Source organism: Streptococcus sp. 596553, assembly GCF_900411395.1.
GTDB classification, from domain to species: domain Bacteria; phylum Bacillota; class Bacilli; order Lactobacillales; family Streptococcaceae; genus Streptococcus; species Streptococcus mitis_BA.
Genome location: NZ_OXCQ01000001.1, coordinates 267,217 through 291,389, shown reverse-complemented (window position 1 = coordinate 291,389; position 24,173 = coordinate 267,217). Strand labels below are relative to the sequence as shown.

At 41.8% G+C, this 24,173-nt stretch carries 28 protein-coding genes and 1 other annotated feature; of the genes, 2 read left to right on the top strand and 26 right to left on the bottom strand.

Going from position 1 to position 24,173, the window contains the following annotated elements; translation table 11 throughout:
* Window positions 1–10: 10 nt before the first annotated feature.
* Genes rpmG through ybeY form a run of 7 tightly spaced genes read right to left on the bottom strand, consistent with a single transcriptional unit; the run spans window position 11 to window position 4,613 of the window.
* Complete coding sequence (rpmG, locus tag DSY56_RS01460) at window positions 11–160, bottom strand: 50S ribosomal protein L33 (RefSeq protein WP_001809104.1); 150 nt, start codon at window positions 158–160, stop codon at window positions 11–13.
* The gene (locus tag DSY56_RS01455; protein WP_112443617.1) at window positions 160–1,359 is read right to left on the bottom strand and encodes a multidrug efflux MFS transporter; all 1,200 of its coding nucleotides are present in this window, start codon (window positions 1,357–1,359) and stop codon (window positions 160–162) included. Before DSY56_RS01455 ends, rpmG begins: the two co-directional genes overlap by 1 nt.
* Entirely contained in the window at window positions 1,346–1,951 is a 606-nt protein-coding gene (gene coaE, locus DSY56_RS01450) for a dephospho-CoA kinase (RefSeq protein ID WP_112443616.1), read from the bottom strand. Before coaE ends, DSY56_RS01455 begins: the two co-directional genes overlap by 14 nt.
* Window positions 1,951–2,775 (bottom strand): DNA-formamidopyrimidine glycosylase, encoded by an 825-nt coding sequence (gene mutM, locus DSY56_RS01445; RefSeq protein WP_112443615.1) that lies wholly within the window; start codon window positions 2,773–2,775, stop codon window positions 1,951–1,953. The genes coaE and mutM overlap by 1 nt, the downstream gene beginning before the upstream one ends.
* 48 nt (window positions 2,776–2,823) lie before the next feature.
* The gene (gene era, locus DSY56_RS01440; protein ID WP_000143264.1) at window positions 2,824–3,723 is read right to left on the bottom strand and encodes a GTPase Era; all 900 of its coding nucleotides are present in this window, start codon (window positions 3,721–3,723) and stop codon (window positions 2,824–2,826) included.
* A 16-nt stretch (window positions 3,724–3,739) separates the two neighbouring features.
* Window positions 3,740–4,135: a diacylglycerol kinase family protein gene (locus DSY56_RS01435; protein ID WP_000378166.1), complete on the bottom strand. Its 396-nt coding sequence runs from the start codon at window positions 4,133–4,135 to the stop codon at window positions 3,740–3,742.
* Window positions 4,116–4,613 carry an rRNA maturation RNase YbeY gene (ybeY, locus tag DSY56_RS01430; protein WP_000275156.1) on the bottom strand — a complete coding sequence of 166 codons (498 nt, stop codon included), beginning with the start codon at window positions 4,611–4,613 and terminating at the stop codon, window positions 4,116–4,118. The genes DSY56_RS01435 and ybeY overlap by 20 nt, the downstream gene beginning before the upstream one ends.
* Before the next feature lie 104 nt (window positions 4,614–4,717).
* Between ybeY and pavA the strand changes: the two genes are divergently transcribed.
* Entirely contained in the window at window positions 4,718–6,373 is a 1,656-nt protein-coding gene (gene pavA, locus DSY56_RS01425; protein WP_112443614.1) for an Rqc2 family fibronectin-binding protein PavA, read from the top strand.
* A 60-nt stretch (window positions 6,374–6,433) separates the two neighbouring features.
* On the opposite strand, the gene DSY56_RS01420 is transcribed toward pavA, so the two are convergent.
* The 13 genes from DSY56_RS01420 to DSY56_RS01360 all read right to left on the bottom strand — a co-directional run bounded on the left by DSY56_RS01420 (window position 6,434) and on the right by DSY56_RS01360 (window position 17,859).
* The gene (locus DSY56_RS01420) at window positions 6,434–8,203 is read right to left on the bottom strand and encodes a glucosaminidase domain-containing protein (RefSeq protein ID WP_112443613.1); all 1,770 of its coding nucleotides are present in this window, start codon (window positions 8,201–8,203) and stop codon (window positions 6,434–6,436) included.
* A 41-nt stretch (window positions 8,204–8,244) separates the two neighbouring features.
* The gene (locus DSY56_RS01415) at window positions 8,245–9,231 is read right to left on the bottom strand and encodes a dihydroorotate dehydrogenase (protein WP_200832323.1); all 987 of its coding nucleotides are present in this window, start codon (window positions 9,229–9,231) and stop codon (window positions 8,245–8,247) included.
* Entirely contained in the window at window positions 9,194–9,994 is an 801-nt protein-coding gene (locus tag DSY56_RS01410) for a dihydroorotate dehydrogenase electron transfer subunit (protein ID WP_112443611.1), read from the bottom strand. Before DSY56_RS01410 ends, DSY56_RS01415 begins: the two co-directional genes overlap by 38 nt.
* A gap of 248 nt (window positions 9,995–10,242) precedes the next feature.
* On the bottom strand, window positions 10,243–10,623 hold the full coding sequence (gene gloA / locus DSY56_RS01405) for a lactoylglutathione lyase (RefSeq protein ID WP_000157153.1): 381 nt from the start codon (window positions 10,621–10,623) through the stop codon (window positions 10,243–10,245).
* Between the two features lie 57 nt (window positions 10,624–10,680).
* The gene (gene rplT, locus DSY56_RS01400; RefSeq protein ID WP_000124834.1) at window positions 10,681–11,040 is read right to left on the bottom strand and encodes a 50S ribosomal protein L20; all 360 of its coding nucleotides are present in this window, start codon (window positions 11,038–11,040) and stop codon (window positions 10,681–10,683) included.
* A gap of 51 nt (window positions 11,041–11,091) precedes the next feature.
* Window positions 11,092–11,292, bottom strand: a complete 201-nt coding sequence (gene rpmI, locus DSY56_RS01395; protein ID WP_001125943.1) for a 50S ribosomal protein L35 — start codon at window positions 11,290–11,292, stop codon at window positions 11,092–11,094.
* 32 nt (window positions 11,293–11,324) lie between these two features.
* On the bottom strand, window positions 11,325–11,855 hold the full coding sequence (gene infC, locus DSY56_RS01390) for a translation initiation factor IF-3 (RefSeq protein ID WP_000848180.1): 531 nt from the start codon (window positions 11,853–11,855) through the stop codon (window positions 11,325–11,327).
* 15 nt (window positions 11,856–11,870) lie between these two features.
* Window positions 11,871–12,002 (bottom strand) — a sequence feature (ribosomal protein L20 leader region).
* 160 nt (window positions 12,003–12,162) lie between these two features.
* Entirely contained in the window at window positions 12,163–13,344 is a 1,182-nt protein-coding gene (locus tag DSY56_RS01385; protein ID WP_112443610.1) for a hypothetical protein, read from the bottom strand.
* 3 nt (window positions 13,345–13,347) lie between these two features.
* Window positions 13,348–13,935, bottom strand: a complete 588-nt coding sequence (locus DSY56_RS01380; RefSeq protein ID WP_112443609.1) for an ABC transporter ATP-binding protein — start codon at window positions 13,933–13,935, stop codon at window positions 13,348–13,350.
* Between the two features lie 32 nt (window positions 13,936–13,967).
* The gene (locus DSY56_RS01375; protein WP_112443608.1) at window positions 13,968–14,231 is read right to left on the bottom strand and encodes a hypothetical protein; all 264 of its coding nucleotides are present in this window, start codon (window positions 14,229–14,231) and stop codon (window positions 13,968–13,970) included.
* Window positions 14,232–14,357: 126 nt separating this feature from the next.
* Window positions 14,358–16,598 carry a DNA internalization-related competence protein ComEC/Rec2 gene (locus DSY56_RS01370; protein WP_112443607.1) on the bottom strand — a complete coding sequence of 747 codons (2,241 nt, stop codon included), beginning with the start codon at window positions 16,596–16,598 and terminating at the stop codon, window positions 14,358–14,360.
* Entirely contained in the window at window positions 16,582–17,223 is a 642-nt protein-coding gene (locus DSY56_RS01365; RefSeq protein ID WP_112443606.1) for a helix-hairpin-helix domain-containing protein, read from the bottom strand. Before DSY56_RS01365 ends, DSY56_RS01370 begins: the two co-directional genes overlap by 17 nt.
* Window positions 17,224–17,289: 66 nt before the next feature.
* The gene (locus DSY56_RS01360) at window positions 17,290–17,859 is read right to left on the bottom strand and encodes a GNAT family N-acetyltransferase (RefSeq protein WP_112443605.1); all 570 of its coding nucleotides are present in this window, start codon (window positions 17,857–17,859) and stop codon (window positions 17,290–17,292) included.
* Between the two features lie 171 nt (window positions 17,860–18,030).
* Between DSY56_RS01360 and ald the strand changes: the two genes are divergently transcribed.
* A complete protein-coding gene (gene ald, locus DSY56_RS01355; protein WP_112443604.1) occupies window positions 18,031–19,143 on the top strand; it encodes an alanine dehydrogenase in 1,113 nt (370 codons plus the stop codon).
* A gap of 56 nt (window positions 19,144–19,199) precedes the next feature.
* Here the strand turns inward: ald and DSY56_RS01350 are convergent, their stop codons facing one another.
* The 6 genes from DSY56_RS01350 to trmFO all read right to left on the bottom strand — a co-directional run bounded on the left by DSY56_RS01350 (window position 19,200) and on the right by trmFO (window position 24,139).
* Window positions 19,200–20,195, bottom strand: a complete 996-nt coding sequence (locus DSY56_RS01350) for a PhoH family protein (RefSeq protein WP_112443603.1) — start codon at window positions 20,193–20,195, stop codon at window positions 19,200–19,202.
* 84 nt (window positions 20,196–20,279) lie between these two features.
* On the bottom strand, window positions 20,280–20,495 hold the full coding sequence (locus tag DSY56_RS01345) for a YozE family protein (protein WP_001232089.1): 216 nt from the start codon (window positions 20,493–20,495) through the stop codon (window positions 20,280–20,282).
* Window positions 20,496–20,503: 8 nt separating this feature from the next.
* On the bottom strand, window positions 20,504–21,358 hold the full coding sequence (gene cvfB / locus DSY56_RS01340) for an RNA-binding virulence regulatory protein CvfB (RefSeq protein WP_112443602.1): 855 nt from the start codon (window positions 21,356–21,358) through the stop codon (window positions 20,504–20,506).
* 59 nt (window positions 21,359–21,417) lie between these two features.
* The gene (frr, locus tag DSY56_RS01335) at window positions 21,418–21,975 is read right to left on the bottom strand and encodes a ribosome recycling factor (protein WP_001262225.1); all 558 of its coding nucleotides are present in this window, start codon (window positions 21,973–21,975) and stop codon (window positions 21,418–21,420) included.
* Window positions 21,976–21,995: 20 nt separating this feature from the next.
* Window positions 21,996–22,721 carry a UMP kinase gene (pyrH, locus tag DSY56_RS01330; RefSeq protein WP_000002995.1) on the bottom strand — a complete coding sequence of 242 codons (726 nt, stop codon included), beginning with the start codon at window positions 22,719–22,721 and terminating at the stop codon, window positions 21,996–21,998.
* A gap of 83 nt (window positions 22,722–22,804) precedes the next feature.
* Window positions 22,805–24,139, bottom strand: coding sequence for a methylenetetrahydrofolate--tRNA-(uracil(54)-C(5))-methyltransferase (FADH(2)-oxidizing) TrmFO (gene trmFO, locus DSY56_RS01325; RefSeq protein ID WP_112443601.1), 1,335 nt, complete (start codon window positions 24,137–24,139; stop codon window positions 22,805–22,807).
* Window positions 24,140–24,173: the final 34 nt, after the last annotated feature.

The following is a 24,173-nucleotide window of genomic DNA, read 5'->3' as shown; positions in this document are numbered from 1 at the left end:
ACCATAAAATCTACTTAGATTCAAGATGTAGGGTTACTTTTCTTTCCTTGGGACAATACTTTAAAACCTCAATCTTGTCTGGATGGGTTTTTGAATTTTTACTGGTTAGGTAATTGATACTGCCACAAGAGGAGCATTTGAGATTGATTTTTACTCGCACTAGATTTCCTTTACTTTTAATAATGTTCGAAATTGAAGCAGGTTAAAGAGACAACTAAAGGCAACACAAAGGCTTGTCGCATAAAAGACAGCATGGTAGCCAAATTGACCTGCTACTGCAGAACCTGCCATAGGCCCAACGACACCTCCCAGATAAAAGAATACCTGATTGAAGGCAAAGACCCTTGAAATACCGGCTTTGGGAGTCATCTTGCTGAGAAGGGCATTGACTCCGGGAATCAAGGCACCGGTTCCCAATCCAAAGAGGAAACGATAAAGTCCTAGTTGAAGAGGGCTAGAGGCATTGGCACAGAGGAGATAGATGATGACTGAATAAAACTGGGCGACAACTAAGAGGCGATGGTTGCCCACCTTGTCACCTAGCTTGCCCATGACTCCTGCACTCATCATACTGGAAAAGCCCATACTGGATACAATCAAACCAGAGACAAAAAGAAGATTCTCTGTCTGCCCTAAGTCGCGTACATAAAGAGCCAAAATAGGGCCAATCGATTGAGCTGAAAATTGGATGACAAAACTGGTCAGAAAGAGGTTGACCAAAAGATAGGGATATTTAACTGATGTAAATAATTCCTTGGTTGGGATGACCTTTTCCTTGGCTACTGGTTGAAAATCTTCCTTGATAAAGCAAATAGTCAAAACAGCAGCTAAAAATAGAAAGCTACCAACCAGTAAAAAGACAGTACGAATGCCAAATAATTCTGCAATAAAGCCACCGATAAAGGGACCCGTTAGAGTACCTGCAACTACGCCTGTAGACAAAGTACCTAAGGCAGAGCCTGATTTCTCCTTGGGAACCTGACTGGCTATCAGAGCTGTTGCATTGGGAACAAAACCCGCAAATACACCATTCAGTAAACGAAGAAAGATTAGCCAATAGATATTTGGGACAAAGGATAAGCCTCCCATAGTAATGGTCATGGCAAGCCCAGCTCGAATCATCATGGGTTTTCGACCGTATTTGTCAGCAAGGATACCCCAGATAGGAGAGAAAAGTGCTGCAGAAATGGCAGAGACAGAAATAGCTAAACCTGCGTAAAAAGCAGCTTGATCACTCCCTACACCTAAATTTTCCACAAAGATGGGCATAAAGGGCACTACCAAAGAAATACTGGCTCCTGTCAGAAAATTACCAAACCAGGCAATGCGCAGATTATCCTTCCAGTTAATCTCTGTCATCTTGCTTACCTCCCTTAAGCAGGGAGAACACCTGAGTAAGAACCTGGTCCTGATTCCCATTATTATCAAGAATTTGGCTGGCCAAATCTTTCTTTTTCTCTAAAGGCCACTGGGCTGCCAGACGAGACTCGGCTTCATCTTTGGACAAGTTGTCTCTTTTCATTAAACGTTCTACTTGGACATCTCGGTCCACATAGATCAACCAAGTCTCATCAAACCAAGAGACATAGTCCTGCTCAAAAAGTAGGGGAATATCCATGAAGAAAATCTCTTCTGTCTGAGCCAATTGCTCTCTTAATGTAGCTAGTTCCTCACGGATAATCTCTCCTTGGATTTGCTTAGACCATTCTCGTTCACCAGGATTTGAAAAGATGAGACTAGCTAGGAGAGGGCGATTGAGTTCTCCATTTTCAAGGATGATTTCTTGCCCAAAATGCTGGACTAGAGCCTGAAACAGACGACCGCCAGGTTTCTGTAGTTGGTGGACGACTGCATCGGCATCCACCACTTGAAAACCTTGCTGTCTTAGAAAATTTGTCACAGTTGACTTACCAGAGGCAATTCCTCCTGTGATTCCAATAATTTTTCCCATCAGTCCCTCCTTTGACAGTTTGGACAAAAGTGGGTGCCTCGTCCGCCTAGTTGGATTTTCTCAATGATGGTACCACAGCGTACACATTCTTGACCAGTCTTATCATAGACCTGATGAAAATCCTGCATGGTTCCATCTTCCCCAAAGGCATTGGTATAGGTCCGAATGGTAGAGCCACCTTTTTCAACGGCCTGGCCCAAAACAGCAATGGTCTGGTCATGAATGGCAGTCGCTTCTGCTGCTGTCAAAGTCTGGGAAGGTCTAGCTGGATGAACCTGAGCTCGCCAGAGAACCTCATCCACATAGATATTGCCAAGGCCAGCTACCAAGGTCTGGTCTAGGAGATGGGATTTGATAGGCTTTTTAGACTTGGCTAGGGCAGCTTGAAAGACCTGTAAATCAAAGTCTTGTTCGCTTGGCTCAGGACCTAGTTTCTTAGAAATAAAGTAGGCTTCCAAAAGGTCTGGCGCAAACAGTTCCATAGTACCAAACTTGCGAACATCCTCATAAACAAGCGTGCCACCATCCTCAAACTGAAAGAAAACATGGGCATGCTTGCGTTCTGGCACTTGATCTGGATAATAAAAATACTTGCCCTCCATCCGCAGATGGGAAATCAAGACCTTGTCTGTCAGGTAGAAAAGCAAATACTTGCCACGACGTCCCATTGACTCAACAACTTGACCAGGCACTTCCTTTCGAAACTCGTCCAAATCTGTCTTAATCATCTTGGGATAGCGAATTTCTATACTCGAAATCTTCTTACCCAAAATCAATTTTTCTAAGCCACGACGAACGGTTTCAACCTCTGGTAATTCAGGCATAAGTCCTCCTTCTGTAAAAACAAGAAGCAGGCATGAGCCCACCTCTACTTAGTATTCTTTTTCATTATAGCCAAAGTCAGCTAAATCTAGCTTTTTATCGCGCCAGTTTTTCTTGACCTTGACCCAGGTTTCTAGAAAGACTTTGTCTCCTAGCATGAGTTCAATATCACGACGGGCCATGCTACCGATTTTCTTAAGCATAGCACCACCTTTACCGATGATAATCCCTTTTTGACTATCACGCTCGACCATAATGGTTGCACGGATGTGAACCTTGTCTGTCTCTTCGTCTCGTTTCATAGAATCCACAACTACTGCGACAGAATGCGGAATCTCTTCACGAGTTAGGTGCAAAACTTTCTCGCGAACCATTTCTGAAACCAAGAATCGTTCTGGATGGTCTGTGATTTGATCAGACGGGAAATATTGGAAACCTTCGTCCAGATTTTCACTCAAAATATCCACTAGACGAGAGACGTTATTCCCTTGAAGAGCTGAGATTGGAACGATTTCCTTAAAGTCCATTTGATTACGAAAATCATCAATCTGAGACAAAAGCTGGTCTGGATGAACCTTGTCAATCTTGTTCACCACCAGAATAACAGGAACCTTAGCAGCCTTGAGACGCTCGATAATCATATCGTCCCCCTTACCACGCGCTTCATCAGCAGGCACCATGAAAAGAACGGTATCCACTTCGCGAAGGGTACTGTAGGCAGACTCAACCATGAAATCTCCGAGAGCTGTTTTAGGTTTGTGAATCCCTGGTGTGTCGATAAAGACGATTTGTTCCTTATCAGTCGTGTAAATTCCCATGATTTTGTTGCGCGTTGTCTGCGCCTTGTCACTCATGATGGCAATCTTTTGCCCCATGACATGATTTAAAAAAGTTGACTTCCCAACATTGGGACGTCCTAAAATGGCTACAAAGCCTGATTTAAAAGTCATAATTTCCTCTTGCTATTTAAAATAATAAATCCCAGATTCGTGGGAGAAAAATCAATGCGCCTGTTAATGCTGCGAAAAGAGAGACCACTAATACCGCGCCAGCCGCCATATCCTTGGCATTTTTAGCCAGCATGGAAAAGTGATAGTGACTGGCCAAATCCACCACATTTTCAATAGCAGAATTGATAATTTCAAAAGCTACTACCAAGAAAATGCTCAATAGGAGAAAGAGCCATTCGATTCGTGACACCTGAAAAACAAAACCTGCAAGAATGACTACAAGAGCCGTCACTGCATGTTTTCGCATATTGCGTTCTTCCTTGATGGCAGTAAAAATTCCTGTGAGAGCAAATTCTAAACTGGATATCAGGTCACGATTTTTCCATTTTCGTTTATTGTCTTGTGAGTCCATAGGCTGTCAAAATTTCTTCTTGTAAACCGAACATCTCCGCTTCTTCTTCCGGAGTATAGTGATCATAGCCGTTGATATGTAAAAAGCCGTGTACTGCCAAGAAGCCCATCTCACGCTCAAAGCTGTGACCGTATTCCTCGGCCTGCTCATGAGCCTTATCAATAGAAATGAACAGTTCCCCAATATAGGCATCAAACTCAGACATCATCTCTGCCAATTCCGGATTTTCAAGTAAATCCTCTTCGTCAAAGGCAATTTCCAACTCTGGCTTATATTCAAGGCTGATAACATCTGTCGGACGGTCTGTGTCACGGTACTCCAGATTGAGCTCATGACTACGCTCATTGGTCACAAAGGTAACTGCCATTTCCTTGTCTTCTTTGCCTAATTTTTGGGCTGCAAATTCCAAAATTTCTTGGGTTTGTTGCAACATTTCTTTTGAAACTTGACCAGTTTCATCTACCATTTCAATATACATGTGCTTCTCGTTTCTCTTTACTTGGCTTTATTATACCACATTTCCATGATTTTATTCTACCTTTTTGATATAATACTATGGAATACAATCACAAGGAGAGAACGATGTCATTTGACGGATTTTTTTTACACCACATGGTTAAGGAATTGCGAAGAGAGTTAGTGAATGGGCGCATTCAGAAAATCAATCAACCTTTTGAACAAGAGTTGGTCTTGCAAATCCGCAGCAATCGCCAAAGCCATCGTCTGCTCCTTTCTGCCCATCCTGTTTTTGGACGCATTCAGCTTACCCAAACAACTTTTGAAAACCCAGCCCAGCCTTCTACCTTTATCATGGTTTTGAGAAAGTATTTGCAGGGGGCCCTGATTGAATCGATCGAGCAGATTGAAAATGACCGTATTGTGGAAATGACAGTTTCCAATAAAAACGAGATTGGGGATCATATTCAGGCTACCTTGATTATCGAAATCATGGGTAAACACAGTAATATTCTACTGGTTGATAAAAGCAGTCATAAAATCCTCGAAGTCATTAAACACGTCGGCTTTTCACAAAATAGCTACCGTACCTTGCTGCCTGGATCGACCTATATTGCTCCTCCGAGTACGGAATCACTCAATCCTTTTACTATCAAGGATGAAAAACTATTTGAAATCCTGCAAACTCAGGAAACGACAGCTAAAAACCTTCAAAGCCTCTTTCAAGGGCTGGGACGTGATACGGCAAATGAATTGGAAAGGATACTGGTTAGTGATAAACTATCTACTTTCCGTAACTTTTTCAATCAAGAAACCAAACCCTGCTTGACTGAGACTTCCTTCAGTACAGTTCCTTTTGCAAATCAGGTGGGAGAGCCTTTTGCCAGTCTTTCTGATTTGCTGGACACCTACTATAAGGACAAGGCTGAGCGAGACCGCGTCAAACAACAAGCCAGTGAACTCATTCGTCGTGTTGAAAATGAACTTCAAAAAAATCGTCATAAGCTTAAAAAACAAGAAAGAGAGTTACTGGCGACAGACAACGCTGAAGAATTTCGTCAAAAAGGAGAATTGCTGACAACCTTCCTCCACCAAGTGCCTAACGACCAAGACCAGGTTATCCTAGACAACTACTACACCAACCAACCTATCACGATTGCACTTGATAAGGCTCTGACTCCCAACCAGAATGCCCAACGCTACTTTAAACGGTATCAGAAACTCAAAGAAGCTGTCAAATACTTGACTGATCTGATTGAGGAAACCAAGGCAACCATTCTCTATCTGGAAAGTGTAGAAACCGTCCTCAACCAAGCTGGACTGGAAGAAATCGCTGAAATCCGTGAAGAATTGATTCAAACAGGTTTTATCCGCAGAAGACAACGGGAGAAAATCCAGAAACGCAAAAAACCAGAACAATATCTGGCCAGTGATGGTAAAACCATCATCTATGTCGGTCGAAACAATCTGCAAAATGAGGAACTAACCTTTAAAATGGCCCGCAAGGAGGAACTTTGGTTCCATGCCAAGGACATTCCTGGAAGCCACGTTGTCATCTCAGGCAACCTAGACCCATCTGATGAAGTCAAGACAGACGCAGCAGAACTTGCAGCCTACTTCTCTCAAGGTCGCCTGTCAAATCTGGTTCAGGTAGATATGATTGAAGTCAAGAAACTCAACAAACCAACTGGTGGAAAACCCGGCTTTGTCACTTACACAGGACAAAAGACCCTCCGTGTTACACCAGACCCAGAAAAAATCGCATCCATGAAAAAATCCTGATTTTACTTGAAATCAGGATTTTTAACATACTATTCACTCAAATCATATCCAATAATAAGACTAATCTTTACCACCTAGTTTCTCATTGATTTTCATCATCACACTAGCAATTTTTTCGCCCCAATAAGGGTCTGAGGCATATTCAACATTCATACCAGACGCCTTATTTCCAAGGAAAGTTCTGCCCCTATCGATATAATTTTCCTTAATCCACTTGCTTGCACCTAAAATTCCCTTATCCACATCATCAAATGTCTTGGCAGAAAGGTAAGGTGTCGTATCATAGGCTGTAATTCCAAAGAAATTATTCTTATCTTTGGCAATCTTGCTACGTCCCCAGTCGCTTTCTAAGGCACTATGGGCAAGGAGATAGAGGGCATTGATACGATAATGTTCTTCGGCTTCCTTAAAGGTAGCTCCCTTATTTTCTAAGAGGCTATTATTAATATTTAGCAGACTAAATACCTTATCCAAGTCTTCAGCACTATAGTTTGTAACCTCTGTCAATTCTTTAAAAAGGAAGGGATTTTCAAGCTTAAAACCATCAAAATGCAGGCCATCTGCCGAATAATATTTCTTGCCTACTTCCATATCAGAAAGATGAGCAGCTACTGGGATACTAGCATTCTGAGCCACATAGTGATAAAAACGGTGTCCATCACTCTCATAATAAGGGATAAAATCCTTGCTGGCATCTAGTGCTTGTAAATCTTCTGTTTTCATATAGCCTGACAAACCAGAAATAGTAATAGCCAGGCGCTTGTCATCACTTTTTCTATCCTTATCCAGCCAAACAACACTACCTTGCGATATATAGGAGAGCTTTTCACCATCTGCATCATAAACATTTGCTGTGACAGGTACTACTTGATAATAAGCAGCATTTTCATTTGTAGCTTTTTCTCCAAGCCATTTACCGTCGCTTCCAAGCTGATAACCATCTACTGTCTCATTTTTCGCCATATAGCCACCAGATTTGAAGTAGTACCAGGCTTGACTTTTAGAATCGTATAGCCATTCTTTCTCAGCCATTTTACCATCAGATTTGAGATAAAACCAAGATTCCTTATCCCAAATCCATTCATTGGCTGCCATATAGCCACCTGATTTTAGATAATAATAGTGACCATGCTCGAAAATCCATTCTTTATCAGCATGATTTCCATTTTCTTTGATATAAAACCAAGATTGGTATTGTTTGTCAAAAAGCCAACCTTGCTGTACTTTGGCACCACTGGCATTCACATAAGCCTGCTCAATCCACTGACTTGTCAGTAGATAACCACCAGATTTGAAATAATAGTCCTTACCCTTGATTTGGAGCCATTCTTTCTCTGCGTGTTGCCCATCTGCTTTTATATAAAACCAAGCGTCGTATTGAGAATCATAGACCCAGTCTTCTATTATTTTGGCACCTGTTGCACCAACATAGGAAGTTCCTAGCCAAGCATTTCTTTTCATCTTTCCATCTTGGTCAAGATAATAGAGGACTCCCTTGTCTTCTACCCATTCTGACTTGGCCATATAGCCACCAGATTTTAGGTAAAAATAATCATCACCTTGCTTCAGCCATTCATTTTCAGCATAGTTAGCATCTGCTTTTATATAAAACCAAGATTGATAATGAGCATCAAAAACCCACTCATTGGCTGCTTGACTGCCGTCTGCTTTCAGGTATTGTTTTCCTTGCCAAGTACCATCACTGGCCATTACACCCTCTGGACTAGCTAAGAAAAATAGCAGAGCTAAAAAAATAAATCTTACTTTCTTCATTAACCTTCTTCCTCTGTTCTTATTTATTTTATTGTACCAAAATTCTCCTAAATTCATATTACAAACTAATAAAAAATCAAGAACAGATTGATTGCAATTTACCTCAGAGACTCTTTTACTTCCTTGCGGAGATTTTCCAGACTGCTAATGCCGTATTTGTCCATAACTTTTGGTAAATTTTCGATGATATCAGGACAGGCATATGGATTAGTAAAGTTGGCTGTTCCAACTCCGATTGCAGATGCTCCAGCCAGATACATTTCTAGGGCTGCTTCTGCCGAATCCACTCCCCCCATTCCAATGATGGGCAGGTCTGTAGTTTGGGCGACTTGGCGGATGAGTTTGAGGGCTACTGGAAAGACTGCTGGACCAGACATTCCACCTGTTCCATTGGCCAAGATTGGTTTTCTGGTTTTGAGGTCAAAGCGCATTCCAACTAGAGTATTGATCATGGTCAAGCCACTTGCTCCCGCATCTTCTGTAGCTTTTGCGACAGTAACGATATCGGTCACACTCGGGGTTAATTTGACATAAACTGGCACTTCGGAGGCTTCCACAGCTGCTTTCACCACATCATAAGCCAAATCTGGATCTTGACCAATCAAAAGTCCGTGATTACAGTGGTCAACATTGGGGCAAGAAATATTGAGCTCGATAGCCTTTACATTAGCTGCCTTGGAAATACCATGAGAAACAGCCGCATACTCTTGTTTTGAAAAACCAGCTACATTGGCAATGATGGGAAGATTTGGATATTCTCTTTCCAACCACGGTAGTTTTTCAGCCAAAACAACTTCCAAACCAGGATTTTGCAAACCGATTGCATTGAGCATGCCAGCAGGTGTTTCTGCCACCCTTGGAGTTGGATTGCCAAAACGGGCTTCAAGGGTTGTCGCCTTGATCATAATAGAACCCAAAAGGTCTAAATCATAGTACTTGGCATACTCTTGGCCAAAACCAAAACAGCCTGATGCTGGAATAATTGGATTTTTCAAATCCAAGCCTGGTAGAGAAACTTGTAAACGATTTGAAGTCATAATTTTCTCCTTATAATACAACTGTTCCTGTGCGGAAAACAGGGCCATCTTCACAGACACGTTGGCTGACCGTCTCGCTTTCTGGCACTTTTAGGACGCAGGCATAGCAAGCCCCCATTCCACAAGCCATACGAGATTCCAGAGATAGATAGGCCCTTGGGTGGTCATAAAAGGTTTGATTGATATACTTCATCATTCCAGGCGCCCCACATGAGTAAACAGCATCAAACTGACTGTCTAAATCCTTGATAACAACGGAAACATTTCCCTTAATGCCATAAGAACCATCATCTGTCGTTACAAAGACTTGACCACATTGAGCTAATTCCGTCTCTAAAATAACAGCATCCTTAGTGGCAAAACCGAGGACTGTCACTACTTTCACACCACGCGCATGCAATTCCTTGGCCACCTCAAGCAAGGGTGGAACACCAATCCCACCACCAACAAGGAGAACCTGATTCTGCTCATCAAGGTCAGACAAGTCAAAACCATTTCCCTGAGGCCCCATCACATCAAGAGTATCTCCCTGACTTAGGGTTGAGAAAATAGCTGTCCCAGCCCCCTCAATCCGATAAATAAGATGACACTGCTTCTTAACCTTATCGATAGACGAAATTGAAATAGGACGGCGCAAGAGATGGGCATCATCGGGAACACGCAGATGAAGAAATTGGCCTGCTCGCATGGCTTCAACCATTTCCCCTTCTAGAACTAATTCAAAGATTGCTGGCGCGATTTCCTCCTGTGCAACCACCTTCATGGTTTCCAAACGAATGGCACCCAAACGTTTCTTACATGTGGGATTCATGACTTTTCCTCCTTAAATTTTAAGGGGACCAGACAAAGAAAAGACCTTGCTAGTGCAAGGCCTCAGTTAAAATCGTACAACAGAAGAGAGCACACCCAAAAAGTCTCCTCTAGAAAATTGTACTATTCTTTTATCCGACACCTTGTGAGTCTCTCTGGACTCCCCTTAAAGGTTAAATTTTTACTAGTATACTCTTTCAGCTAAAAAAAGTCAAGTAGAAAACGAATATTCTACTTGACTTCACGAGATTATTTTTCACGAATGACTTCGACCTTGTAGCCATCAGGGTCTTTGACAAAGTAATAGTTAGGTGCAGTTCCTGGTAGACCATTTGGCTCAGTCACTTCATATCCTTTGGCACTGTGCTCTTGATGAAGCGCCTCAAGATCAGGTGTACTGAGGGCGATATGGGCAAACCCATCTCCAACCACATAAGGACCGTGATCGTAGTTATAAGTCAACTCCAACTCATAGTCGTCACCCTCAAGACCTAGATAGACAATCGTGAAGGCATGGTCTGGAAAATCTCTGCGACGCAATTCTTTAAATCCAAAAGCATCTTGATAGAATGCAATTGATTTTTCAAGATTTTCTACTCGCAAGCAAGTATGTAGCATTTTTGAAGCCATATTTTTCTCCTTTATTTTTAAAAAGACTGGACAATCCTGTTCCAGTCTCATCAGTTGTTATTTACCAAGTTTTGCTTTAGCCGCATCTGCAAGAGCTGTGAAAGCTGCTGCATCGTTAACAGCCAAGTCAGCAAGCATTTTACGGTTAACTTCAATCTCAGCCAATTTCAAACCATGCATCAATTGTGAGTATGAAAGTCCGTTCATACGAGCTGCCGCGTTGATACGAGTGATCCACAATTTGCGGAAGTCACGTTTTTTCTGACGACGGTCACGGTATGCATAGTAGTAAGAGTTCATTACTTGTTCTTTTGCAGTACGGAACAAGATGTGTTTAGCTCCATAGTAACCTTTTGCTAATTTAAGAATACGTTTACGACGTTTGCGTGATACAACGCCACCTTTAACACGTGCCATGTTTTATTTCCTCCAAATATTTCCTAGAATTGTTTACTTACAGTCAAGCTATTATTTCAAGCGAGTAAGCATTGCTTTGATACGTTTGTAATCTCCTGAATGCACCATAGATGCTTTACGAAGATGACGACGTTGTTTCTTAGTTTTTCCGTGGAAACGGTGAGAAGTGTAAGCACGGAAACGTTTAAGTCCACCAGAACCTGTACGTTTGAAACGTTTAGCTGATGCGCGGTGTGTTTTTTGTTTTGGCATGATTTTTTCTCCTTTATTTAACTTTCTGACAATTATTTTTTGTCAGTCGCTGGCGCCAATTGCATGAACATTTGACGTCCATCCATTTTAGCACGTTGTTCGATGATGGCAATATCTTGAGTTGCTTCAGCAAACTCGGCTAAAACTTTTGCACCAATCTCTTTATGGGTAATCATACGACCCTTAAAGCGAATAGATACCTTAACTTTATTTCCTTTTTCAAGGAATTTGCGTGCATTGCGAAGTTTTGTATCAAAGTCACCCTTGTCAATCGTTGGACTTAGACGAACTTCTTTCACAGTAACAACACTTTGTTTTTTACGTTGTTCTTTTTGCTTCTTCTGGTACTCAAATTTGAACTTACCGTAGTCCATAATTTTTGCAACAGGCGGTTTGGCTTGGGGTTGAATCAATACTAGGTCAACATTAGCGTTATCAGCCAAAGCTTGCGCTTCACTGAGTGGCTTGATGCCTAGCTGTTCTCCTTCAAGACCAATCAAGCGAACTTCACGTACACGAATCTCATCATTGATGAATAAGTCTTGCTTTGCTATGGTTTTCACCTCTTTTGTTTTATTAGAGAAAAACAATAGCGGACTCGTAAATATACAAGCCCGCACGTTATGATAGCGTTTCTTAGAAACTTTTCATCCGTAGGGCCAGGCAACTTAATGTCACAAGGCGAGAAGCTCTCACTTCTGCTTTTCTCAACTTTTATATGATACCAAGTTTTCTAGTTCTTGTCAAGATAAAAAGTTATTTTTTTGAAACGTTTCTGTTTGTATTTTGCCTTGGTTTTCGATTCAAAAAGAGAGAATCAAGTTGATTCCCTCCCTATATTAGTTTTTCTTTAGCTTCCCCATAGGAAAACTAAGCCTTAAAAACTTCTTTTTTACATGAACTTCCCCATCTTTCGATAAATAGAATCCCCACTAACAAAAGGATAATCAGGCAAGGAAGTAAGACCATCCCCATGCTCCAATTCAGATTGACATTATCAATCAGCTTAGGTAATCTTCCAGACAAAATATCCACTGAACGCAAGTAAGTAAAGGGAATCAGATGTGCAATCTCTTGGAGAGGCTGAATGGTTTGGATACCAAACAACAAGCCAACAATCCCAATGAGGGAAAGAAAGAGGACAGGCATTTTTTGCTTGAAAAAGTAAGCAATCAAGTAGACGACTTCCACAATGACGATAAAAGCTAAGAAAGCTAAGAGCAAGCTAGGAAATAACACATCTTGTATTTTTCCAATAGTCACCTCTTGATTCGTTAAGCTATAGATTGGATAGGGATAATCTAACTGTCCAAAACCACTTATCAGACTTCCCGCTAGAAAAGAAAATCCACAGATTCCGATAAACAGCACAGTTACATAGCCCACTCCAACTCCAAGAGAGGACATGGCAAATGTCACTTTTGAAAAAGGATATAACTGAGCTGTATCGAGATGATTTTGATATCTTTCTGCGAACAGTTGTGTTAGCATAAAAATAATAGCAACCACAAACAAGGTTGGGATGATTACCTCTAAAATCCAGACAATCTGATCAATCCCGTGGGTAGGAAACTCCAAAGTATGTGCTTTTATGTTCAAAGGATACAGGGCTTGGTAAATCTTCCGTTCACGGTCAACCCCCATTTTTAATTCAGAGCTAGAAGTCGGGTCATTTGATACAAATTCATAATTCTTCTCTTCATCTTGCCACTGCAAATAGTAGGCTTCTTTCCAGCGCCCTTCTTTTAATAAAGTCAGAATTTCTGTCTTTCGCGTCAAAAGATTTTTTTGCAAGTCTAAATCACTTTTAGCAATCTGGTATTCCTCCGAGCTGGTGTCAGACATTTGGGAGAGCTTCTCTTCATTTTCATTGATAGCTCTCTCGTTGGCTGCAATACGAGTTTCCAACCTGCTCTCCAAGCTGAATGAGTTTGCAGTCCGACTATTGAAATAAAAGGTAACACCGAGTACAGATGCAAATAAAAGTAAGATAATCCAGTTTAAACGACTTTTGAAAACTTTCTTTAACAAAAATAGGCTAACATCTTTCATAAACTAAACCTCTTCTATCTGCCCCTGATGAATGGTTACCATGCTATCGCAAATCTCCACTAACTCCTCTTTGTAGTGGGAACTCAAAAGAACCAGCTGTTCTTGCCTATTGATTTGTGCTAACCTATCAAAAAACTTCTGTCGATAATACTCGTCTAAACCATTGGTAATCTCATCCATGAGCCAGCATTTCGCTTGACTCAGGAAATACATGGCAATCACCAAGCGTTGCTTCATGCCTAAGGAACACTTGCGGATGGGAAGGCTGATATAGTCAGACATTTCCCAGTAGGTGATTTCATCCCTCAAGTTTAGGTCTGACTTCCAGATATTTTTTATGAGACAAAGATAGTCCATCCCACTTAAGTTTTCATCCAGCCATTCAATACTCTCATAATAAAATAAAGAAGGAGGGACTGCGATATTTCCACTACTTATAGGAATTAAATTGCTAATGGCGCGGAACAGGGTCGTCTTTCCAGAACCATTGATAGCAAGAATACCATAAATCCTACCCTTTTCAAATGTAAAATCAACATCTTGTAAGATGACTTGTCTCGTTTTTAGGGTAACATGAGTAAGCTGCAACATATCTAGCCCTCCTTTTTCTCACTCTTTAAGGATTAATAACCTCCAGTATAGTTGTTTATGACCTCATAACGATCGAAATTCCAGCCATAACCAACTTTATACTCAGCATAGCTATAATAATGAGACCATTCCGGAATGACCTTATATCTATGTCCATGGTAATTCATACTATACCTATAGAAGAGATTCCAATCATACCGATAACTTTTAAGAACACTCTCAGCAGATACACTAGACTGAAAAAGACCAATAGATAACAAACTAGCTAATAAAACAACTTTTGCTGATTTTTTCATGGTTTTCACCTCACTAATTTATTTACTTTCGAAAGCGCTTTAATTATATCATTTTTTTATCTGTTATGCAATAGTTTTTTTGATTTATTTTAATTTTATTTTACTAATATATAATATTTGTCCTTCCTATCGAACACTTTCGATTTTCCAACTATCCAACCCCTTAAAACGTATAGCTCCTTGCTGGTCAGTTCGATAAACTTTGCTATTGATACCCTCCAGTCGGGTCAAGGTTTCCTGATGGGGGAGTTTGGTTCGATTACTCTTTCCAACTGAGATGAGAGTCATCTCTGGTTTGAGCTGTTCTAAAAAGACTGAACTTGATGATTTTTTAGAGCCATGTTGGCTAGCTTTCAAAACATCCACCTCTAGGTCAGGATAGTGCTTCAGCAAGTCCCTCTCTCCTTTCTCCTCCAAATTTCCCGTGAAGAGAAAGTGCTTATCCAAGAGTTTTCCATACAAAACCAGGGAATCTTCATGATCGCCATCTCCCATTTTCCTTGGAGATAGAACTTCTAACTGACTTCCAAAAATGGATAAGTTCTCCCCTACTGTCACACTACGCACGTTAGTTTGAGTCGCCTGTAGTTCTGCCACAAATTCCTTCTGTTTTAGACTGCCTTTTGACACTAAAATTTCGCCTACATGGAAAGCCTTGGCCACTTCCAACAAATCTCCAATATGCTCCTTGTCCGTGTTAGTCAAAATTAGCTGGTCAATCTTGGCCACTCCACGACTTTTAAGATAGGGTATCAAGGTTCGCTGGGCATTGCTGGTCGTCGTCTTTTCTTGCCATTTTTCAATTTTCTTATCAGATTCTGCCTTACCACCTACATCTATGAGAATGCTCTTCCCAGTTAGATCCCTTAGAAAAATACTTTCACCTTGCCCAACATCCAGCATTGTAATTTCATTTTCCAGTGGATGCTTTGTCAAGAAAAAGAGACCGGTAATCAATAAGCTCAATACCGTTAACCTTTTAATGTTTTTCCTCAAATCATAGACCAAAGCCAAAGAAATTAATAGTAGTATCAACAGCCATGCATTCGGTTGTCCAAAGACCAGAGGTCTACTTGCCACCTGTGATACCAAGCGAATCATTCCCTCCAACCATTCAAAAATAAAATTCAGCTGAATGACTGGATAGAGAAAGGAAAGGGCAAATAAGATAGACAAGAGCGGTAAGAAGACCAAGTCAAAAAGAAAGGAAAAGACAAAGGTCAAGAGGATGGACCAAGGTTGAAATTCCGCAAAATAGAAGGACAGAATGGGCAGTATTCCCAAGAAGATGACTAGACTTTCTCTGGCAACAGCCTTGAGCCCCTCCTCTTCTTTGCTGGTCATGGTCAAGATAAAAGCGTAGGCACAAGACAAGACTCCTCCTGCTGTCAGGAAAAAGTCAGGCATGATGATAAAGAGGACAAGAACCGTCAAGGCAAAATTATCCAAGCCCTTAACCCCATGTTGAGCCAGTAGCTTCTGCAAAAGACTGCGAATGACCGAGGCTGAAAATCCAGTCAGGCCCGCATAGAGAAGGGAAAAGGGATAAGTCAGCCATTTCAACTTTTCTTGGGTCAAGCCTAATCGCAAAAGTAGCTTCCTAAATCCATCCATGAAAAAGCCTACCTGCATACCCGATAAGGCAAAGAGATGGATAATTCCTAGACTGGAATAAAGTTCATTCATCTCCTCAAAATCTGTGTCCAGATGCCCTAACAAGAGACCTGTCATGTAATTGCGCATAGGGTCTGGAAAATGTGTCTTAATCCAAACCACAGCCTTTCGGCGTAAACTGGACAGGTTTTCACCTATATCCCAACTGCGAACTTGTTTAAGTGACTGTATTCTTTTGATATTGATAATCTGGTAAACTCCCTGAGTCTTCAGATAAGCTTGGTAATCAAAGCCACCAAAATTTCTCTGCCCTTCTGGCTCCGAAAGCTTCCCTTCTAGTCCTATCTCATGAAGGTCTGTTAAGGCTTGAAAGGATTCCTTCTCCTCCTCGGACTGGAATTTATAATAGACTTGAAAAATGCGTCCATCAGACTTGCCACGAAAGGATAAACTAGCACCATTGACCTTAATAGTGTCGGGCAAAATCCGTACTCTTTCAACAGAATCCGCTAGGTTTTGACCAGCTTGACTCTGTTGCCAAGTTTGAAACAGAAACCAGAAGGCAAAGATTCCGCAAAGCACTAGAACTTTGCTAGCAGATTTCCAAGGAAATTGAATAAAGAGACAAACTAGCAGAAAAACAAAGCCCAGCAGTGCGAGATAAGATGATGAGAAAATGGCGTAGTAAATCCAGAGCAATAGAAAACTCAGGTAAATTAGGGGAATAGGGAGTTTCTTAATCCACTGTAACATAGTCTTTTAGCTTTTCTATCGTTTTAGCACCAATGCCAGAGACCTTCTTAAGTTCATCAACCGACTTGAATTTGCCATTCGTCTCACGATGATCGATAATATCCTGGGCTCGTTTTCCTCCCAAGCCTTTGACCTGCTTGAGTTCTTCCAGACTGGCCTTGTTAATATTGACCTTCTTTTCCTTGCTTGTTGAAGAAGCCATCCCAGAACCAGTCTGTTGACTAGCTGCTTCTTCTCCCTTAGTGGGAACGTAAACCAGAGCCTCATCACTAACTTTCTGAGCTAGATTGAGCGACTTGCTATCTGCTTGCTCTGTCAAGCCACCTGCCTTCTGAACAGCATCATTGACCCGACTACCTACCGGCAAATCATAAATTCCAGGTGCTTTAACAGCGCCTTTTACATCTACTGTGATTAGATCTTGTTCAACCGGTTCCTCCTTCTTCACTTCCTTTTCGGTCGATGAATCCTTGGAAACAGCTGCAACTTCTGCCTGCAAATTCGTTTCTTTGACAGGTGTGTGTGGAGCTGGCTTTAGCAGGAAAAATCCGCCTACAAGCAAGCCCAGACCAGTACAGATAACAATGATTTTATACTCTTTAATTTTCTCGATAATTGCTTCCATATTTTCTCCTCTCTTAGATTATTCGTAAGAGAAAGAAAAAACAGTTGAAAATTTCTTCTCAACTGCTTATTTATTTGCAAAATAGTCTTCCTTGGTCAAGACATAATGAACTCTTGTCACGATTCGGCCTTCTTCATGCTGGTCCATACAAGCATATGGTTCTGCATGTGAAAAACGCATGCCTGATTTCTCCATGACCTTTCCTGACGCGGGATTAGCCTTATCGTAAAGGGCGGTCAACTTGTTCATTCCAATCTTCTCAAAAGCCAGCTCAATTACGGCACGATTGGATTCTGTCGTCAATCCTTGATTCCAATACTTTTTATTGATAATGTAGCCAATAGCTGCCTTCTTAAGAACAGAATCAATCTTGTGCAAGTCAATGGTTCCGATAAACTGACCATTGCTTTTTAGTTCTATTCCCCAACGTCCCAAGGGATTAGCCAAGTAGAACTGAGCAATATTATTTTTGGTTTCTTCTAAATTTTGATTGGTTAGAAAAGTGTAACGTGTATTATCCTTGTCCGAGGCATAGTCAAACATTGCTTCCGCATCGTCCAAAGTTACAGGTCTAAGCAATAAACGCTCTGTCTCTACTATTGGATACTGAGCTAGTTTTAAAAAGATTGATTCCATAGGTTTCCTCCATTCAAAAGTATTTTCTACCAGTCTAGCATAAAAAAGAAGTGATAACAAATTTTTCTTGCTTTTTAAAGCGGTTTCATATAGAATAAAATCATCACCTTATTTTATAGATAATTGTGATAAATCATTTACAACCCGTCAATAGAAAGTGAGTTTTTCTCTATGTTAATCGGAATTCCAAAAGAAATTAAGAATAATGAAAACCGTGTTGCCCTCACACCTGCTGGTGTCCACAGTTTAGTCGGTCGTGGTCATCGCGTCCTTATCGAAACAAATGCTGGTCTCGGTTCTGGCTTTACTGATGCTGACTATCAAAAGCAAGGAGCTGAAATTGTCGCTACTGCTGGTGAAGCCTGGGCTGCAGAGTTGGTCGTGAAAGTAAAAGAACCACTAGATTCTGAATATGGTTACTTACGTGACGACCTGCTTCTCTTCACCTACTTGCACATGGCCGCTGCTCCAGAATTAGCAGATGCTATGTTGGAATCAAAAACAACTGGGATTGCCTATGAAACTGTCCGTGATTCCCAAGGTCAATTACCACTCCTCGTTCCTATGAGTGAGGTTGCAGGCCGTATGGCAGTCCAAATCGGTGCTCATTTCCTAACTAAGCAAGCAGGAGGTTCTGGCGTTCTACTGGGTGGTGTACCGGGTGTACCTAAAGGGAAAGTAACCATCATCGGTGGCGGTGTCGTAGGGACCCATGCTGCCCGCATCGCTTTAGGATTGGGAGCGCAAGTGACCATCCTTGATATCAGTGCTAAACGTCTCTCCGTTTTAGAGGAGGTCTTTGGTCACCAAATTCAAACTCTTATGTCAAATTCTTTCAACATCGAAGCCAGTGTGAGAGATGCGGATGTGGTGATCGGAGCGGTTCTCATCCCAGGTGCCAAGGCACCAAAACTGGTCACAGATGAGATGGTCAAGCAAATGCGTCCAGGATCAGTCATCGTTGACGTTGCTGTTGACCAAGGTGGTGTTATCGAGACAGCTGACCGTGTGACAACGCACGATGAGCCTGTCTATGAAAAACACGGTGTGCTCCACTATGCCGTTGCCAATATACCTGGTGCGGTTGCTCGTACTTCAACCATTGCCCTAACCAATGTCACTCTTCCTTATATCGAAACTTTGGCTGGTAAAGGTTTTGTACAAGCAATCTCTGAAGATGAGGGCTTGCGCCAAGGTGTTACTACTTATCAAGGTTACTTAACCAGTCTTCCAGTAGCCCAAGGTCTCGATAAAAAACATACTCCAATTGATGAACTAATCTAAAAAATCTAATTATCAGATAAAAGAAAGAGCAATTCCACCTGAACTGCTCTTTTTTGCTATTCTGTTTTTTCTTGGACTTCTTCACTCTCTTCATTCTTGACAGGTGCTGGTTCATAAGCTCGGATAATCTGAGCGACAACTGGATGGCGAACCACATCCTTAGCTGAAAAATGAACAAAGTCAATCTGATGGATGTTCTTGAGTTTTTCTTGAGCATCAATCAAACCAGACTTGACATTACGCGGCAGGTCAATCTGACTGATATCTCCATTGACAATCATTTTAGAATTAAAACCTAAACGCGTCAAAAACATCTTCATCTGCATGATGGTTGTATTTTGCGCCTCATCGAGAATGACAAAGGCATCATCCAAGGTTCGTCCACGCATGTAGGCAAGGGGCGCGATTTCGATAATTTCACGCTCCATGAGACGAGTTGTTTGGTCTTTCCCCAAAATCTGATACAAGGCATCGTAAACAGGTCTAAGGTAAGGATCTACTTTCTCCTTAAGATCACCCGGAAGAAATCCTAGACTCTCGCCAGCTTCCACTGCTGGACGAGTTAGGATAATCCGCTTAACCTGCCCACGTTTAAGGGCTGTCACTGCCAAGGTCACTGCAAGAAAGGTCTTCCCTGTCCCTGCTGGTCCGATTCCAAAGGTCACATCATGCTGTTTAACACTATCCACATAAAGTTTTTGACCCAGTGTTTTGACACGGATAGGCTTCCCTGTATTGTCCTTGATAATTTCTTCTTCGTAAAGGGCGACAAACTTATCAATTTCATCGTTTTTGACCATGCTAGTTGCAGTCACCACATCTGGCGTACCAACGGTCATCCCACGGTTCACCAAGACCATCAAAGCTTGGATAACCTGACGAGCTTCCTCGCAAGCAGACTCTTCTCCCAAAACCTGGACAATCTCCGTACGAGCATGAATCACCACATCAAGCTCTTCTTCCATCAAACGAAGATGGCGTTCATTGGAACCAAAAAGATGAAACAGGTCATCTGGATGACTCAGTTGAATGTCTATTGAATGTTCCTTCAAATAAAGAACCTCTCTAATCCTTTTATTTCTTTTTATTATAGCAGAGGGATGGAGAAATTACTAGCCCAAACCCAGTGAATCATGCTAGTGTTCTAAGTATTCTTGCCAGATAGCGTCAAAGTCTCCTAGGTTAAAAGAGAAACTGGCATGTTCTTCCAAAAAGCGACTCACCTCATCAAAATCATCGGTGTGTTTTGGGAAGGAAGACTCTTCAAAAGCTAGGTCTGCCAAGATAGCTTTAGGACTATTACTTTTAGGATTGCGCTCAGTCATAAGCCAAGTGTAAAATGATTTTCTCATATGTCTCCCTAAATCAACTCTGTCCCAAACTGGTCTTGCTTGATTTTGCCAGCCTTCATCAAGCCACCAAGTGTTTTCTTGAACTGACCTTTAGAAATACCAAAGGTTGCCTTGATATCCTCAGGGGATGACTTATCATTCAAGGTCATAAAACCGCCATTGCTTTCCAAATAGGTCAAAATCATCTGGGCATCATTTTCCAACATCTCAAAAGAACGTGGTTTAAGGGAAAGGTTCAAGGTACGGTCCACTTCACGGAAACCAATAACACGCGCATCTAATACTTGCCCCAAACGTGGTTCTGCATAGCGCTCGCTAGGATGGATAAAGCCAAGCATGTTATTTTCTGGTAGGTAGACAAAGGTTCCTGACAGCTTGAGACGGTAAACAATGGCTGGCCAGTTTTGGTTCTGCATGTTGTTGTAGGCAGGACGAGCCAGACGTTGGAAGTCTTCTTGATAAGCCAAGAGTCCCCAGATACGGTCTTTCTTGTCCACTTCAAGACGGATGTAGAGTTGGTCGCCCTTCTTAGGCCAGAGTTCCTTGAGCTCAGGGAGAATATCGAGTGACACAACGATTTCCTTGTCAGGCAGGCCTGTATCCACAAAGACACCCAAGTCTTTACGAACTTCCGTTACAGTTCCCCAACCAAATTGGTCCTGAGTGGCAGTCACTTCTATGGTTGTCAGACGGAGTTTTTGCTTCATATCCGTGTAGGCAAAACCTTTAACCGTATCCCCTACTGTATGTTGATCTTCTTCCTTAGCAAGAGCATAGGTTTGACCATCCTTTTGCACAAAGTAAAAACGGTCATTTTCATCGATGATGAGTCCAACGATAAAACTTGCAAGATTTGTATTCATATTTCCTTCTTTCGAATAAAACTCAGCCAGCAATGCCAACTGAGTTTTTCTGTTTATTTTTAGACTTCCAAAAGTTCTTTTTCTTTGTTGGCAGTCATGTCGTCGATGTGCTTGACAGCATCGTCTGTTACTTTTTGAATATCTTTTTCAAGAGTCTTCAATTCGTCTTCAGTGATTTCTTTTGCTTTTTCTTGTTTCTTAGCTTCGTCCATAGCATCACGACGGATATTGCGGACAGCCACTTTAGCATTTTCGCCGACCTTCTTCACTTCTTTAGCAAGGTCACGACGAGTTTCTTCTGTAAGAGCAGGGATAACCAAGCGAATCACAGAACCATCGTTAGCTGGTGTGATACCAAGATCAGAAGCGTTCAAGGCACGTTCGATGTCTTTCAATGAAGACTTGTCAAATGGTGTTACCAACAAAACACGCGCTTCTGGAATCGTAATGGAAGCGATTTGGTTAAGAGGAGTTTCTACTCCATAGTATTCTACATGTACACGGTCAAGCAAGCTTGCATTGGCACGACCAGCACGGATACCACCAAATTCACGAGCAAGTGATTGGTGAGACTGGGTCATTCTCTCTTTAGCTTTTTCAATAATTGCGTTAGCCATAATCTTTCTTATTCCTTTTCTTAAATATTATTTGAAACAGTTGTTCCGATATTTTCACCAAATACGACACGTTTGATGTTGCCTGGTTGGTTCATGTTGAAGACAACCAAGTCAATGTCGTTATCCATTGAGAGGGTTGAAGCTGTTGAGTCCATGATACGAAGACCTTTGTTAATAACATCACGGTGAGTCAATTCTTCAAATTTAACAGCTGTCTTGTCCTTCTTAGGATCGGCATTGTAAACACCATCTACGCCATTTTTAGCCATAAGGATAGCATCTGCTTCGATTTCAGCTGCACGAAGGGCCGCTGTTGTATCTGTTGAGAAGTAAGGTGAACCAATTCCGGCACCAAAGATAACGATACGGCCTTTTTCAAGGTGACGAAGGGCACGTCCACGTACATAAGGCTCAGCCACTTGTTGCATAGCAATGGCAGTTTGCACACGCGTATCGACACCAACTTGTTGCAATGAATCTGCCATCACAAGAGCATTCATAACAGTCCCAAGCATTCCTGTGTAATCTGCCTGAACGCGGTCCATTCCTGCTTCTGCAGCAGGTTCTCCACGCCAAAGATTTCCTCCACCGATAACAAGGGCAATTTCGATACCTAAGCTATGAACTTCTTGAATCTCTTTTGCGATTGTTTGAACTGTTTGGATATCAATCCCTACGCCTCGTTCACCGGCAAGGGCTTCACCTGATAACTTGATTAAAATACGTTTATACTTGGGATTCGCCATTTTCACTCTCCTTCTTTTATCCTACCTATTTTATCACAATTTCTAAGATTTTTATAGTATCATGAGCAATTCTTTCAAAAAAATTAGACTGTTAAAAATTCCTCTAAGTCACTAAGGGCACGCTCTGCAATTTTTTCATATCGAGCCTTCTTATCACGGATACGTTCGCCTTCCAACTCCTTGATAATACCGAAATTGACATTCATTGGTTGGAAATGTTTGCTGTCAGCATGGGTGATGTAATGAGCTAAGCTTCCAATCGCTGTCGTCTCTGGGAAAATAGCCTCGCTTTCTCCCTTGAAAAGACGAGCCGCGTTAATTCCCGCAACTAAGCCTGACGCTGCTGACTCAACATAACCTTCCACACCCGTCATCTGACCAGCAAAGAAGAGATTTGGTTGTTTCTTAGAACGATAAGTCTGTTCAAGAAGATTCGGTGAATCCATGTAAGAATTGCGGTGCATAACACCATAACGAACAAACTCAGCATTTTCAAGACCTGGAATCATTTGGAAGACACGCTTTTGTTCTCCCCATTTGAGGTGGGTCTGGAAACCGACGATATTGTAGAGGCTACCAGCCGCATTGTCCTGACGCAGCTGAACCACCGCATAAGGTGTTTTGAATTCTCCATCACGAGGTCCTGTGTAGTCGTCAGGATACTCAAGCCCCACTGGCTTCATAGGTCCATAAAGCATGGTTTTAATGCCACGTTTGGCCATGACTTCGATAGGCATACAGCCTTCAAAGTACTTTTCTTTTTCAAAAGAATTAAGCGGTGCTTCTTCCGCATTGACCAAGGCTTCATGGAAATCCATAAATTCTTGCTTGGTCATAGGGGCATTGAGGTAGGCTGCTTCTCCCTTATCATAACGAGATTTTAGATAGACCTTGCTCATATCGATAGTATTGACATCGATAATAGGCGCTGCCGCATCGTAGAAATAGAAACCATCGCCGTCATTAAGAGCATGAATCTTTTCAGCCAAGGCATCGCTAGTCAAAGGACCAGTAGCGACAACTGTGATTACATCAGTCGGTAATTCTGTAATTTCATCACGAACCACTTCAATCAAGGGATGGTTGGCAACTTTTTCGGTTACCATTTGGGAGAAACCATCACGGTCCACCGCAAGAGCACCTCCTGCAGGAACACGGGTTGCTTCAGCAGATTCCAAGATAACTGAACCCAAGCGACGCATTTCTTCCTTGAGGAGCCCAACGGCATTTGTCAAAGCATCCCCACGAAGAGAATTGGAACAAACCAACTCAGCAAAATTGTTTGTTTTGTGTTGAGGTGTTGACTTGACACCACGCATTTCATAAAGTTTAACTGGAATACCACGTTCTGCGATTTGGTAGGCTGCTTCAGAACCTGCCAAACCAGCACCGATAACATTGATATAAGATTGAGACACGACACTAATACCTCTTTGGGAGTGTGAAGACAAG